The organism is Streptomyces sp. NPDC059524 (assembly GCF_042749255.1).
Taxonomy (GTDB): domain Bacteria; phylum Actinomycetota; class Actinomycetes; order Streptomycetales; family Streptomycetaceae; genus Streptomyces; species Streptomyces xanthii.
On sequence record NZ_JBHYTK010000191.1, the window covers coordinates 1 to 13,146 of the forward strand.

The 13,146-nt window shown below is 73.0% G+C and carries 11 protein-coding genes; 5 read left to right on the forward strand and 6 right to left on the reverse strand.

Features of this window, described 5'->3' with window-relative positions; all coding sequences use genetic code 11:
• Positions 1 to 162: 162 nt before the first annotated feature.
• The 4 genes from ACFW9D_RS34260 to ACFW9D_RS34275 form a co-directional block, all read right to left on the reverse strand.
• Complete coding sequence (locus tag ACFW9D_RS34260) at positions 163 to 828, reverse strand: SurA N-terminal domain-containing protein (RefSeq protein WP_188338477.1); 666 nt, start codon at positions 826 to 828, stop codon at positions 163 to 165.
• Between the two features lie 139 nt (positions 829 to 967).
• Positions 968 to 2,494, reverse strand: a complete 1,527-nt coding sequence (locus ACFW9D_RS34265; protein ID WP_188341513.1) for a serine/threonine-protein kinase — start codon at positions 2,492 to 2,494, stop codon at positions 968 to 970.
• A 5-nt stretch (positions 2,495 to 2,499) separates the two neighbouring features.
• Entirely contained in the window at positions 2,500 to 3,138 is a 639-nt protein-coding gene (locus tag ACFW9D_RS34270) for a hypothetical protein (RefSeq protein ID WP_188338476.1), read from the reverse strand.
• 110 nt (positions 3,139 to 3,248) lie between these two features.
• Positions 3,249 to 5,381, reverse strand: a complete 2,133-nt coding sequence (locus tag ACFW9D_RS34275) for an N-6 DNA methylase (protein WP_384628601.1) — start codon at positions 5,379 to 5,381, stop codon at positions 3,249 to 3,251.
• 222 nt (positions 5,382 to 5,603) lie between these two features.
• On the opposite strand from ACFW9D_RS34275, the gene ACFW9D_RS34280 reads away from it, so the two are divergent.
• Positions 5,604 to 6,422 (forward strand): DUF4190 domain-containing protein, encoded by an 819-nt coding sequence (locus tag ACFW9D_RS34280; RefSeq protein ID WP_188338474.1) that lies wholly within the window; start codon positions 5,604 to 5,606, stop codon positions 6,420 to 6,422.
• An 81-nt stretch (positions 6,423 to 6,503) separates the two neighbouring features.
• Here ACFW9D_RS34280 and ACFW9D_RS34285 read toward each other — a convergent pair whose 3' ends face one another.
• Positions 6,504 to 7,265, reverse strand: a complete 762-nt coding sequence (locus ACFW9D_RS34285; RefSeq protein WP_384628604.1) for an N-acetyltransferase — start codon at positions 7,263 to 7,265, stop codon at positions 6,504 to 6,506.
• 214 nt (positions 7,266 to 7,479) lie between these two features.
• On the opposite strand from ACFW9D_RS34285, the gene ACFW9D_RS34290 reads away from it, so the two are divergent.
• Together ACFW9D_RS34290 and ACFW9D_RS34295 are read left to right on the forward strand one after the other, a co-directional pair.
• Positions 7,480 to 8,241, forward strand: a complete 762-nt coding sequence (locus ACFW9D_RS34290) for an SDR family NAD(P)-dependent oxidoreductase (RefSeq protein ID WP_384628607.1) — start codon at positions 7,480 to 7,482, stop codon at positions 8,239 to 8,241.
• Positions 8,242 to 8,269: 28 nt separating this feature from the next.
• Entirely contained in the window at positions 8,270 to 8,626 is a 357-nt protein-coding gene (locus ACFW9D_RS34295) for a MerR family transcriptional regulator (RefSeq protein WP_384628617.1), read from the forward strand.
• Between the two features lie 205 nt (positions 8,627 to 8,831).
• On the opposite strand, the gene mfd is transcribed toward ACFW9D_RS34295, so the two are convergent.
• Positions 8,832 to 12,365 (reverse strand): transcription-repair coupling factor, encoded by a 3,534-nt coding sequence (gene mfd / locus ACFW9D_RS34300; RefSeq protein WP_384628609.1) that lies wholly within the window; start codon positions 12,363 to 12,365, stop codon positions 8,832 to 8,834.
• 158 nt (positions 12,366 to 12,523) lie between these two features.
• On the opposite strand from mfd, the gene ACFW9D_RS34305 reads away from it, so the two are divergent.
• On the forward strand, positions 12,524 to 12,799 hold the full coding sequence (locus tag ACFW9D_RS34305; RefSeq protein ID WP_384628611.1) for a type II toxin-antitoxin system Phd/YefM family antitoxin: 276 nt from the start codon (positions 12,524 to 12,526) through the stop codon (positions 12,797 to 12,799).
• The gene (locus ACFW9D_RS34310; RefSeq protein ID WP_384628614.1) at positions 12,796 to 13,047 is read left to right on the forward strand and encodes a type II toxin-antitoxin system RelE/ParE family toxin; all 252 of its coding nucleotides are present in this window, start codon (positions 12,796 to 12,798) and stop codon (positions 13,045 to 13,047) included. The genes ACFW9D_RS34305 and ACFW9D_RS34310 overlap by 4 nt, the downstream gene beginning before the upstream one ends.
• Positions 13,048 to 13,146 lie beyond the last annotated feature (99 nt).

A 13,146-nucleotide genomic window follows, 5' to 3' on the forward strand; every position in this document is an offset into this window, starting at 1 on the left:
CCTGAAATGCATGCCCTTCGGGCGCATTTCCCCGATGAAGGCTGAGCGGCGAAGCCGCTCGCCTTCAGGGGCGCGGGGCTGTGTCTTTTAGCGGCTCCGCCGCGGGGCGCGACCAGCCCCCACCGGGCCGCACCCGAAATCCCGCCCCCCGCGCGGCAGCGCCTACGCGGGCTGGGTCGGGGCCTGCTTCGTCACCTGGTTCAGCCACGGCACCCGCGCGTCGGTCGCCTTGTTGCCCTTCGCGTCCCACGTGCCGTAGCGGGGGTTGAGCGAGACGCCCAGTTCCTTCGAGGCGTCGGCGAGGGCCTTGGCGAAGGCGGCCTGGCCCTGCGGGGTCTGCGGGTCGGCGCCGATCGCCTCGATGAGCTTGCCGGCCTCGACCTCGCTGCGCATCGCCTCGGTGAGCCGCTGCGGCGGGATGTTGAACTGCTGGAGGAACGCGGCCTTCAGCTGCTCGGCGCCGCCGACCTGCTTCTCGTACTCGGCGCGCTTGGCCTGGGTCTCGGCACGGGTGACGGTGACGCCCGCATCGGTGGCGGCGCGGTGCAGGACGCGGGTGCGCACCATCGCGTTGAGGGTGCTGCGGGTGAGGGGGCCGCTCTGGGCCACCGCCTGGCTGTACTGGGCGTCGCCGCGGGTGGCGGCCTGCTGGGCGTCGCGGACCTCGGTGACCCGGGCGTCCAGCTGGGAGACGGTGATGCGCTGGCCGCCGACGACGGCCGCGGCACCCGGGTGCGCCTCGTTCCCGCAGGCGGTGAGGAAGGGCGTCGCGGCGAGTGCGGCGGCGGACAGGACGAGCGCGGTGCGGCGGCTGTTGCGGCGGTGCAAGGTGGGCCTCCCTGCGAGCAGTTTGTGCTTCGGTGCACAAAGTCCGGCGTTGATCGATGTTAGGCAGTGACCGCGTGCTCGGCCACCTATTCGACAACGATTCGCAGGGAGTTGGGGCACTGAACTCCGCCCGGGCGGGTCAGCCGCGCACTTGTCCGAGCCATTGCAGGGTGCGGCGGACCTCGCCGGGGAACGGGTGGGCGGGCCCGTGGAGGCGCTCGGCGTCGTGCAGGAGGCGGACCAGGGTCTCCTGCGCGGCGCCCCGGTCGCCGACGGCGAGCAGCAACTGTCCTATGCGGCGGCGCACTTCGAGGGCGAGCCGCATGTCGGTCGTCGCGTACTGGTTCTCGTAGTACGGGAGCAGGGAGCGGTACTCGGCGAGTGCCGCGGCCGGTTCACCGAGGGCTTCGAGGCACTGGGCGACCTCGTAGCGGAACTGGAGCGACTGCGGGTCGGCGTGGCCGGCCTCGGAGGCCCGCTCGTCGGCGAGCCGGCGCAGCTCGGGCAGGGCGCGGCGGTACTGGCCGTCGTCCATGAGCGTGGCCGCGTACTGCTTGCGCAGGGTGCGGACGACGGGTGAGTGCTCGCCGTGCTGGGCGGCCGCGGCGGGCAGGATCGCGCCGAGGATGTCGACGGCCTGGGTGATGCGGCCCTCGCCGAGCAGCCGCTTGACCTCGTCGACGGCGCGGGCGACGTCGGGGCGCTCACCCTGGACGTCGGCGCCGGCGGGCTGCGGTGCGGGGGTGAGGGCGCGGTCGGGCCAGGGGGCGTGGGGGCGCAGGAAGGGGCGGGTGGGGTCGAGGGGGCGGCCGGTGGGGACGCCGCGGGGCGGGAGCAGCGGCAGCAGTTCCTCGTAGGTCTGCTGGGCGGAGGCGGGGCGGTGCTGCGGGTCCTTGGCGAGCAGGCGCAGGACAAGGCCTTCGAGCGCCTCGGGCACCTCGGGGCGCAGTTGGCGCAGCGGGACCGGGGCCTCGTAGAGGTGGCGGTGGAGGATGCCGAGGGCGGTGGTGCCGGCGAACGGGACGTCACCGCTGAGCAGTTCGTGGAGCAGGACGCCGAGGGCGTACAGGTCCGTGTACGGGCCGACGGCGCCGCCCATGGCCTGCTCGGGCGCCATGTAGGCGGGGGTGCCGATGGGCGAACCGGTGTGGGTGAGGCGGGTGGTGTCGGTGTCGAGCACGGATGCGACGCCGAGGTCGAGGACGGTGAGGGTGCCGTCCTTCTTCACCATCACGTTGCGCGGCTTCAGGTCGCGGTGGACGATCGGCACGGCGTGCACGGCGGACAGCACGGCGCACAGCTGGGCGGCGACGGACACGGCCCACGGCCACGGGTAGGGCGTGTGCTCGGCGAGGTGGTCGGCGAGGTCGGAGCCGTCGATGTACTGCATGACGAGGTACAGGTCGCCGTCCTCGCTGCCCGCGTCGTGCACGGTGACGAGGCCGGGGTGGTCGACCTGGGCGGTGACGCGGGACTCGCGCAGGAAGCGGCGGCGCAGTTCCTCGGCCTCGGCGCCGGCGACGCGGTCGGGGCGGACCAGCTTGACGGCGACGCGGCGGTCGAGGCGCTGGTCGTAGGCCGTCCAGACCTGGCCCATGCCGCCCTGGCCGATGAGCGTGGACAGTTCGTACCGTCCGGCGACGACGCGGCCGCCGGTCGTGGGCAGTGCGGTCACCGGCCGCCGTCCTGCTGGCGCAGGTAGTCGCTCAACTCGTCCAGCTCGGCGCGGACCTGGTCGATGCGGTGCGGGGGCTGGCCCTGCTCGCCCTGGGGCTGCTGGGGCTGGGGCTGGACCGGCGGCGGCGTCGGGTGCGCGTGCTGCGGGGCGGGGTGCTGCGGCGCGGCGCCGAGGGTCTGGTGCGTGGCGAAGCCGGTCTGCGACACGGTCGGGTGGGTGTACGGGGGCTGCGGGGCCGGCTGGTGCTGCACGGGCGGGTAGCCGTAACCGACGGTCTGGGCGGTCGGCGGGTACGGGGCCGGGAGCGGCGTCGCCTGCACGCGGCGCACGTCGAAGACGACGAAGTACACGGCGGACGCGGCGCCGATGATCAGGATCGCCGCGAGCGCGACGTCGGTGCGCCGGTCCGTCTCGGGCAGCGAGCCGACGACCGCGAACAGGGCGAAGGTGACCGGCAGCGCGACGCTCGCGAGCACCCAGTCGAGGGTCCGCTTGCGCAGGTAGGCGATCCGGAACAGCGGGACCGAGGCGAGCAGGCCGCAACTGAGGACGGACAGTGCGGCGAACAGCACGCGCATGGCGACGACCCCGCCATCGGTGCGCGGGGGCGGTGCGGCGCCGGGCCCGTACATAACTGCTCCTGGATCGCTCGTGCTGCTTCGTACGACGAGCGTATCGGCCCCTTCGGACAACGTGACCCCCGTCTACCGAACCGTTGTCGGGGCCGCCCTTGTGGTGCCGGTCATTCCGGATCGGCGGCGTGCCCGGGAGCCGGGTCGCCCGACGGGTCGAGGGTGCCGTCGGTGAGGCCGTCGTGGAGGCCCTGGACGAGCTGTTCGCCCAGGCGGGCGGCCTGGCGCAGGGCGTCCTCGAAAGCGGCGAGGGCCTTGAACCGGGCGCCGTAGCGGGCCTGTTCGGGTCGGGGCAGGCGGGGCAGCTGGAGGCGGCGCACGTCGAGCCGGGTCGCGGTGGAGGCGTAGCTGCTGGCCTGGCGGTTGTTGGCGGTGGAGCGCAGGAAGCCGGCGAGGAACCAGGGGTCGAGGGCGGCCGGGTCGGGGCGCAGCAGGGCGAGGCCGCGGCCGAGGGCGGCGCCCGCGGTGGCCTCGTCGACGACGCGGGCGGTGGCGCCGCCGCCGACGACGGGCACGACGACGTCGCCGGCCTCCAGGAGGACGGGGTCGTCGTCGCCGGTCTGGGTGCCGGAGGGCGCCGTGCCGGTGAGGACGTCGTGGTCGGTGAGCACGGGTACGCGCGCGGGGGCGCCCGGGGTTCCTCCGGTGGCGGCGGTGCGCAGCGACAGGGCGCCCGCGCGGGCGAGTTCGCCGATCGTGGTCTGCGGCCAGCGCACGGGGGCGGGCGCGGGGGCGCCGGGCTTCGGGGTGAGCTCGGTGGTGAGGCGGAGGGTGTCGGCGAGGTCGGCGCGCACGGTGCGCAGTTCGGCGGCGCCGCCGGTGCCCGCGGCGGGCGGGGGAAGGCGGCGGGCGGGGGTGAGGTCGACCTCGTCGTCGAGCAGTTCGATGACGGGGACGGAGCGGGCGAGTCCGGGGCGTTCGGCCAGCGCGCCGTCGCGGTCGAAGGCGTGCCAGGCGTCGAGGACGACGTCCTGGACGGCGGTCCAGGCCTGCTTCTCGCGCATGTCGCCCTCGGCGGCGGCGGTGGTGTCGACGAGGAGGAGCTCGGGGGCGGCGGGGGCGGCTGCCGTGGGGCGGCGCAGGACCCACAGGTGGAGCGGCACGTTGTTGGGCGGGACGGCGCCGGCGGGCAGGGCGATGACGGCGCGCAGGGCGCCGCGGCGCAGCAGGTCGGCGCGGATGCGGCGGCCCGAGCGGCGGGAGGCGACGGCGGGCGGCATGAGCAGGACGGCGGAGCCGCCGTCCTTGAGTCGGGCCAACGCGTGCTGCACCCAGGCCAGTTCGGACTCGGTGCGGGCGGGCAGGCCGTACTCCCAGCGCGGGTCGTAGGCGAGCTCCTCGTGGCCCCAGCCGCGCTCGTTGAACGGCGGGTGGGCGAGGACGACGTCGGCGCGGACGTCGGCGAGGGCGTCGGCGCGCAGGGTGTCGGCGGCGGCGGTGCGGACGGTGGGGGCGGCGTCGGGGGCCTCGCGGCCGTCGAGCGCGAGGCGCAGGGCGGTGAGTGCGGCGAGTTCGGGGGACGCGTCCTGGCCGTAGAGGCGGCGGGCGGGGCCGGTGCCGTGGCCGCGGGCGGCGTGCAGGAGGGCGCCGGTGCCGCAGGCCGGGTCGAGGACGGTGCCGCCGCCCTCGGGGCCGGTGGGTCCGGCGAGGGCGGCCATCAGTGCGGCGGGGCCCGGCGGGGTCAGCGTGTACTGCCGGGGGTTGGCGTCGAGGTGACGGCCGAGCAGGAAGGCGAAGGCGCGGCGGGCGCCGAGCTCGGTGGCGAGTTCGGCGGTGCCGCGCAGGAGGGGGATCGAGGGGCGCAGGTCGGTGGGGCGCGGGGTGGCGACGGCGCGCTCGGTGGCGTGGCCGAAGCGCGGGGTGAGGACGCCTTCGAGGGAGACGGAGAGCCCCTCGGCGAGGACCTCGTCGTCGGCCGTGGCGCTCAGGGCGAGCCATTCGGTGGGCCGGTCGTGGACGAGGAGGAGGGTGGCACCGGCGTGCAGGAGGGCGGTGACGGGGCCGGCGGGGTGTCCGGCGAGCTGCTGCCAGACGCGCTCGCGCAGGGGGACCTCGGCGAGCTTGCCCTGGGCGCGGAGCCAGTCCTCGACCTCGGCGAGCGCGAAGGAGGGGCTGGTCTCGGTGCCGCCGACGGGCTTGGGGAAGTCGGCGTGGCGGCGCCGCCAGTTGCTGACCGCGGCGCGGCCGACCCCGGCCAGCCGGGCGATCCCGGCGGCCGTCACCTCTGTCGCGTTCTCCTGCACCGGGCTCGCTCCCCTCGTTCGCGCGCGCGGGCCCAGATGCCGCGTACGTGTGGAGCAGACCCTATCTACTTCCACGTAAGAAGCGCATTCACAGCTGTGTTCACGACGAAAACTGTGAACGCGGTTGACTCGGTTCACAAAGAATGGTGTTCTTGACCCAGCCAACCGCCGGACGATCGGAAAGCCGGGGGGAGGTTGGCGTCTCTCATCACGGAGGAACCCATGTCCCAGACCCAGCAGCAGCCCCAGTACCCGCCGTTCCAGCCGCAGCAGCCGCAGCGGGCCGCGCGCAACGGCCTGGGGACGGCCGCGCTGATCCTCGGCATCATCGGCGCCCTGTCCGGGCTGATCCCGATCATGTTCTGGCTGGCCGGCATCCTCGGCGTGATCGCCCTGATCCTGGGCCTGTCGGGCCGCGGCCGGGCCAAGCGCGGCGAGGCGACCAACAAGGGCGTGGCGCTGGCCGGCGCGCTCCTCGGCCTGGTCTCCCTGGGCCTGTCCGTCTTCGGCGCGTACACGACGTTCAAGGCGGTCGACGACGCGGTCGACGAGATCAACAAGTCGGTGTCGGACACCGGGGCCAAGGGCACGGACAAGGCCGGCAAGGACGACAAGGGTTCCGGCGCGAAGGACGAGGCGCCCGCCAAGGGCAAGGCGCTCGACGCCGGCGACTCCGTCATCTACGACGACGACCTGACCATCACGGTGTCGAACGCGGTGACGTGGAACCCGAGCGAGTACGCGGCGGGCCACACCAAGGGCAACCACGCCTACAAGGTGACCGTCACGGTCGAGAACAAGACGAAGGCGAAGTTCGACTCGACCCTGCTGACCGCCGAGGCCCGCGCCGGCAAGGACGGCGTCGACGCGGAGCAGATCTTCGACGACAAGGTCGGCACGGGCTTCAGCGGCTCGATCCTGCCCGGCAAGAAGGCCACGGTCGTCTACGGCTTCGACGCCCCGGCGGACGCGAAGAACCTGACGGTCGAGGTGTCCCCCAGCTTCGAGTACGACGCGACGCACTGGGACCTGAAGCTGTAACCGTCCCGGTCACCCGGGGGGGGAGGGTGCGGCGCGTGCTCGCTCGGAGCGCGCGCCGCACCCATGTTGCGTACCGGACACTCAGAGCGTGTGCCGCACCCACACGTTGGGCTCGACGTACACGGCGTATCCCCGCTCCGGTTCACAGTGCACGGGCACCAGCGCCCCCGGCACCTCGACCGGACCCGCCGCGTCGAACGGCAGCCCGGTCCACGCCCGCCACTCGTCGGTCGACGCGGACACGGTCATCGAGGCGGGCGCCACCTTCACGACCGTCCCGCCCGCGCGCACATGGACCCGCAGCCACGGATCGTGCGGCAGCCCGTCCGACTCCCGCACCCGGTACGCGTACTCGCTCATCGGCGCCGCCGGTTCCCGGTGCTTGGCACTCGGCCGCACCGGGGCGACGACCTCACCGAACCCCTTGGCCCGCGCGTTCTCCCGCATGGCCCCGAGCATGACCCCGGACAGCCCGCGCCCCTGCGCCTCGGGCACCACACTGATCTCGATGGCGCTCACGGTGTCGGCCACGACCCCGTGCCGCAGATCGGCGAACGCCCACTGCAGCACCCGGTCCCAGCCCCGGTCCGGCAGCTCACCGCCGCGCCCCGCGCCGCGCAGCGCGAACGGCACACTGAACCCCTTGGCCACCACGGCCCCCGCCGGATCCGTCGCCACGAGCACGAACTCGGGCAGCTCCGCCGCGATCCGCCCCATGAACGACCACGCGACGGCGTCGTGCTGCACGTACACCGGCCAGGTGTCGGCCATCGCCCACATCGCGTCGAGCAGCTCCGGCCGCTCGGCGAGCGTCGTGATCGTGAGATCGTCCTGGGCGGTCATGGTCGTACGTCCTTCGGCGACAGCGGCACCCGGCGGTCGGATGACCGCCCGAAGGTAGCCGCCCCCGAACCTCCCGGCGAACCCTTTTTCCGCTCACTAGTTTCGGCGATGCGCCCCGGAAACCGGCGAGTACGCTGAAATCGACGCGCCAGACCGCGACGCCGGGCCTGACCGCTTGACCCTGCCCCTGGCGTCAGGGTCGGACGATCCCGCCATGACCACCGAGAACCCCGAAGCCATCCGCACCGTCGTCGTCACCGGTGGCGGCACCGGCATCGGCCGGGCCACCGCCCACGCCTTCGCCGATGCCGGCTGCCGCGTCGTCGTCGTGGGCCGCAGGCCCGGTCCGCTCGCCGAGACAGCCGCGTACGCCCCGGACCGGATCGAGCCGCTGGCCGCGGACCTCACGTCCGAGGACGGCCCTGCGGACGTCGTGACGGCGGCCGCCGGCCCGAGCGGCCGGATCGACGTCCTCGTGAACAACGCGGGGGTCACCAACTCCGAGTCGCTGGAGTCCTATTCGCGCGACTCCGCACACGACCTGCTCGGAACCAACCTCGTCGCCCCCACCCTGCTCACCCAGGCCGCGCTGCCCGCCCTGACCACGGCCGGCGGTGTCGTCGTCAACGTCACGACCGCCATCGGCCAACGTGGCTGGCCCGGCAACTCCCTCTACGCCGCCGGAAAAGCAGCCCTCGACTCGCTCACCCGGAGCTGGGCGGTACAGCTCGCGCCGCGCGGCGTACGGGTCGTGGCGGTCGCCCCGGGCGCGATCGAGACACCCATCGCCGACCACTCCGCGTTCACACCGGCCGAGCGGGCCGCGATCCGCGCGTGGCAACTGGCGCACACCCCCTTGGGCCGCGTCGGCCGCCCCGAGGAAGTGGCCGGCACGATCGTCCATCTCGCCTCGCCGGACGCCTCGTTCGTCACGGGCGTGATCGTCCCGGTGGACGGCGGCGCCGTCGTGGCCTGACGATGCGGGGATGAGCACGACGCACGCACTGCGCATCGGGGAACTCGCGACGGCCACGGGCACCACGGTCCGCGCGCTGCGCCACTACGAGCAGGCGGGTCTGCTCACGTCCGAGCGCGCGGCCAACGGATACCGGTGGTTCGCCGCCTCGGCCGTCACCCGCGTCGCGAACATCCGCCTGTTCCTGGACGCCGGCCTGACCGTCGAAGACGTGCGGGTCTTCCTGCCGTGCCTGGACGGCGACCTGCGGGCGCAGGAGCCCTCGGCGGGCTTCCTGCGCATCGCCCGCGCCCGGCTCGACGTGATCGACCGCCGGATCGCCGCACAGACCGCTGTCCGCGACCGCCTGGCCGAAGCCCTGCGGACCGCGGAACCCTCCGGCTAGGGCCTTTCTTTCGGATCAGGCTGGATCAGGGAGCGGGGCGTGGTGCGTGCAGCTGCAAGGCGGAGGAGGGCGACAACGCGATGGGGGTCCCCCCTGCTCGAGCGAAGCCGAGAGCTTGGGGGAGTTGGCAACCGACGACAACGCCGCAGATGCGCGTGCCACGCCCCGCGAGCCCAGCCGGATCCGAAAGAAAGGCCCTAGTCCCTCACGACCCCAGGATCGTCGTCAGGAACTCCCCCACCCACGCGAGCAGTTCGCGCCCGACCAGCGGCTTGCCGCCGACCTTGGCCGTCTTGGGGCGCGGGACCAGGATCTGGTGGGTGGCCGGTTTGATGACCGTACCGGGGTAGAGACGCTTGAGGCGGAGTTCCTGGGACTCGCGGAGTTCGACCGGGGCGAAGCGGATGTTGGTGCCCTGGAGGACGATCTCGCCGACGCCGCAGGCGCGGGAGAGCATGCGCAGGCCGGCGACGAGCAGGAGGTTCTCGACGGGCTCGGGGAGCTTGCCGTAGCGGTCGGTGAGTTCCTCGCGGACCTGGCGGACGTCGTCCTCCGTGTTCGCCGAGGCGATCGAGCGGTAGGCCTGGAGGCGCAGGCGCTCGCCGGGGGCGTAGTCGTGCGGGACGTGCGCGTCGACCGGGAGCTCGATCTTGACCTCCAGCGGCGGCTCCTCCTCGACGCCGCCCTCCAGCGAGGCGCGGTAGTCGGCGACGGCTTCGCCGACCATGCGGACGTAGAGGTCGAAGCCGACGCCCGCGATGTGGCCGGACTGCTCGCCGCCCAGCAGGTTGCCCGCGCCGCGGATCTCCAGGTCCTTCATCGCCACGTACATGCCCGCGCCCATCTCCGTGTGCTGGGCGATCGTGGCGAGGCGCTCGTGGGCGGTCTCGGTGAGGGGCTTCTCCGGCGGGTAGAGGAAGTAGGCGTAGCCGCGTTCGCGGCCTCGGCCGACGCGGCCGCGCAGCTGGTGGAGCTGGGAGAGGCCGAAGTTGTCGCCGCGCTCGACGATGAGCGTGTTGGCGTTGGAGATGTCGATGCCGGACTCGACGATCGTCGTCGAGACGAGGACGTCGAACTTCTTCTCCCAGAAGTCCACGACGACCTGCTCCAGGGCCTGTTCGGACATCTGGCCGTGGGCCGTCGCGATGCGCGCCTCGGGCACGATCTCGCGCAGGCGGGCGGCGGCGCGGTCGATCGACTCGACGCGGTTGTGGATGTAGAAGACCTGGCCCTCGCGCAGCAGTTCGCGGCGCACGGCCGCGCCGATCTGCTTCTCCTCGTAGGGGCCGACGAAGGTGAGGACCGGGTGGCGCTCCTCGGGCGGGGTCGTGATCGTGGACATCTCGCGGATGCCGGTGACCGCCATCTCCAGGGTGCGGGGGATCGGCGTCGCGGACATCGTCAGGACGTCGACGTTCGCGCGGAGCTTCTTCAGCTGCTCCTTGTGCTCGACGCCGAAGCGCTGCTCCTCGTCGACGATGACGAGGCCCAGGTCCTTGAACTTCGTCTCGGAGGAGAAGAGGCGGTGGGTGCCGATGACGACGTCGACGGAGCCTTCGCGCAGGCCCTCCATAGTCGCCTTCGACTCGGTCTCGGTCTGGAAGCGGCTGAGCGCCTTCACGTTCACGGGGAACTGGGCGTAGCGCTCGGAGAACGTGCCGAAGTGCTGCTGGACGAGGAGGGTCGTGGGGACGAGGACGGCGACCTGCTTGCCGTCCTGGACCGCCTTGAACGCGGCGCGGACCGCGATCTCCGTCTTGCCGTAGCCGACGTCGCCGCAGATCAGGCGGTCCATCGGGACCGTCTTCTCCATGTCGTCCTTGACCTCGGCGATCGTGGTCAGCTGGTCGGGCGTCTCCGCGTACGGGAACGCGTCCTCCAGCTCCCGCTGCCACGGCGTGTCCGCGCCGAAGGCGTGCCCGGGGGCCGCCATGCGGGCCGAGTACAGCTTGATGAGGTCGGCGGCGATCTCCTTGACGGCCTTCTTGGCGCGCGCCTTCGTCTTCGTCCAGTCGGCGCCGCCGAGCCGGTGCAGCGTCGGGGCCTCGCCGCCGACGTACTTGGTGATCTGCTCCAGCTGGTCGGTCGGGATGTAGAGGCGGTCGCCGGGCTGGCCGCGCTTGGCGGGGGCGTACTCGACGACGAGGTACTCGCGGGTCGCGCCCTGCACCGTGCGCTGGACCATCTCGATGTAGCGGCCGACGCCGTGCTGCTCGTGCACGATGTAGTCGCCGGACTCGAGGGTGAGCGGGTCGATGGTCTTGCGGCGCCGGGCCGGCATCCGCTGGCCGTCCTTGCCGGCGGCGCGCTGCCCGGTCAGGTCGGTCTCGGTGAGGACGGCGACCTTCAGCTCGGGGTGCACGAATCCGTACTCGAGGCTGCCGCAGGCCACCTGGACGACGGACGGGGCGAGCGCGGTGAGGTCCTTGTCGAGGCGGGCCGGGACGCCCTCGCCGCCGAGGACCTCGACGGTGCGGGTCGCGGGGCCGTGCGCCTCGGTGACGAACACGGTGCGCCAGCCGTCGGAGAGCCAGCCCTTGGTGTCGGCCAGCGCCTTCGCCGTGTCCCCGCGGTACGTCTCCGGGGCGTGCAGGCCGAGCTGCAGCGTGTCCGCGTCGGCGGCCGAGGCGTCGGCGGCGAACGGCGACACCGACCACCACATCATGCCGAGCTCACGGGCCCGGTCGCGGACGTCGGCGATGGAGCGCAGCGAGGCCGCGCCCACGTCGATCGGGGCGTCGCCGCCGGTCGCGGAGGCGGCCCAGGACGCCTGGAGGAACTCCTGCGAGGTCGCCACCAGGTCGGCGGCGCGGGTGCGGACCCGCTCGGGGTCGCAGACGACGGCCATCGCGTCCTTGGGCAGGACGTCGATCAGCAGCTCCATGTCCTCGACGAGGACGGGGGCGAGGGACTCCATGCCCTCGACGGCGATGCCCTCGGCGATCTTGCCGAGGAGTTCGCCCAGCTCCGGGTGCTGCTCGGCGAGTTCGGCGGCCCGGGCCCGCACGTCGGCGGTGAGCAGCAGTTCGCGGCAGGGCGGGGCCCACAGGCCGTGCTCGGCGATCTCCAGGGAGCGCTGGTCGGCGACCTTGAAGTAGCGGATCTCCTCGACGTCGTCGCCCCAGAACTCGACGCGGAGGGGGTGCTCCTCGGTCGGCGGGAACACGTCGAGGATGCCGCCGCGGACCGCGAACTCACCACGCTTCTCGACGAGTTCGACGCGCGCGTACGCGGCGGCGGCGAGCGCCTCGACCGTCGCGTTCAGGTCGGCGCTCTGTCCGGTGCGCAGGGCGACGGGCTCCAGGTCGCCGAGGCCCTTGACCTGCGGCTGGAGCACGGAGCGGATGGGGGCGACGACGACGGAGACCGGCCCGGTCTCGGGGTCGTCGGTGCTCGGGTGGGTGAGCCGGCGCAGCACGGCCAGGCGCCGGCCGACGGTGTCGCTGCGCGGGCTGAGCCGCTCGTGCGGCAGCGTCTCCCAGGACGGGTACTCGGCGACCGTGTCGGGCGGCAGCAGCGAGCGCAGCGCGGCCGCGAGGTCCTCGGCCTCGCGGCCGGTGGCGGTCACGGCGAGGACGGGGCGCCCCGCCTCGCGGGCCAGCGCGGCCACCGCGAAGGGGCGGGACGCGGGCGGGCCCACGAGGTCGACGTGCATGCGGTTGCCGTCACCGGCGGCCTTCACCGCTTCGGCGAGGGCCGCGTCCTTGACGACGGCATCGAGCAGTCCGTGCAGGCTCATGGGGGCGCTTGGCCTTTCCGGTTCCGGGGGCGCGCGGGCGCAACGCGAAGGACCCGACACGTGGGACGGGCCGGGGGGTCTCCAGCGTACGTCGCCGGGAGGACTGTCGCCCGAACGAGGGACTGCACCGAAGATGCGGGAAGAGTACAGTTTCGTACATGAGTGAGACGCTGCCCATCACCGAGGCCCGTGCCAAGTTCGGCTCCCTGGTCCGCCGTACGGCACACGCGCGCGAGCGCATCACGATCACGGATCACGGTCAGCCCGCGACGGTGTTCATAAACCCCAACGAGTTGGCGGAGCTGGAGGAACGGGTGCTGGAGCTGGAGGAGCAGCTGGCCGTCTCCCGGTACCGGTCCGAGAAGGAAGCCGGCACTTTCGTCGGCGTACCGCACGACGAGGTCGGAAAGCTCCTGGGACTGGAGGGCGAGTGAGCTACCGCATCCTCTGGCACGAGCGGGCGACCAGCGCCGCGGTGCGCTTCCTCAAGGAAGACCCTGACGGGTTACGTCAGGTCTACGCGGCAGCGGATCTGCTCGCCGAGGATCCCCGCCCGAGAGGGACCACGGCCTATGGCTCTCCCGAGCTCCGTCGCATGCACGTCGGGCGCTACCGCCTCCTCTACGAGATCGACAACGGCACCATCACGGTCGTCGTTCTGAACATCGGGCGCATTCCCTGAGCACGACGAGAGGCCCGGCATCAGCCGGGCCGCTCGGCGTGCTGACTTTTCGAACTAAGACGTAGCGATCGCGGTGATTGAGTTCATTGGGGCGGCCCC

Excerpts from the sequence above, each read along its gene's own strand:
- ACFW9D_RS34270 (WP_188338476.1), bottom strand. The coding sequence starts at position 3,138 with ATGTACGGGCCCGGCGCCGCACCGCCCCCGCGCACCGATGGCGGGGTC.
- ACFW9D_RS34280 (WP_188338474.1), top strand. The coding sequence starts at position 5,604 with ATGTCCCAGACCCAGCAGCAGCCCCAGTACCCGCCGTTCCAGCCGCAG.
- ACFW9D_RS34285 (WP_384628604.1), bottom strand. The coding sequence starts at position 7,265 with ATGACCGCCCAGGACGATCTCACGATCACGACGCTCGCCGAGCGGCCG.
- ACFW9D_RS34290 (WP_384628607.1), top strand. The coding sequence starts at position 7,480 with ATGACCACCGAGAACCCCGAAGCCATCCGCACCGTCGTCGTCACCGGT.
- mfd (WP_384628609.1), bottom strand. The coding sequence starts at position 12,365 with ATGAGCCTGCACGGACTGCTCGATGCCGTCGTCAAGGACGCGGCCCTC.
- ACFW9D_RS34305 (WP_384628611.1), top strand. The coding sequence starts at position 12,524 with ATGAGTGAGACGCTGCCCATCACCGAGGCCCGTGCCAAGTTCGGCTCC.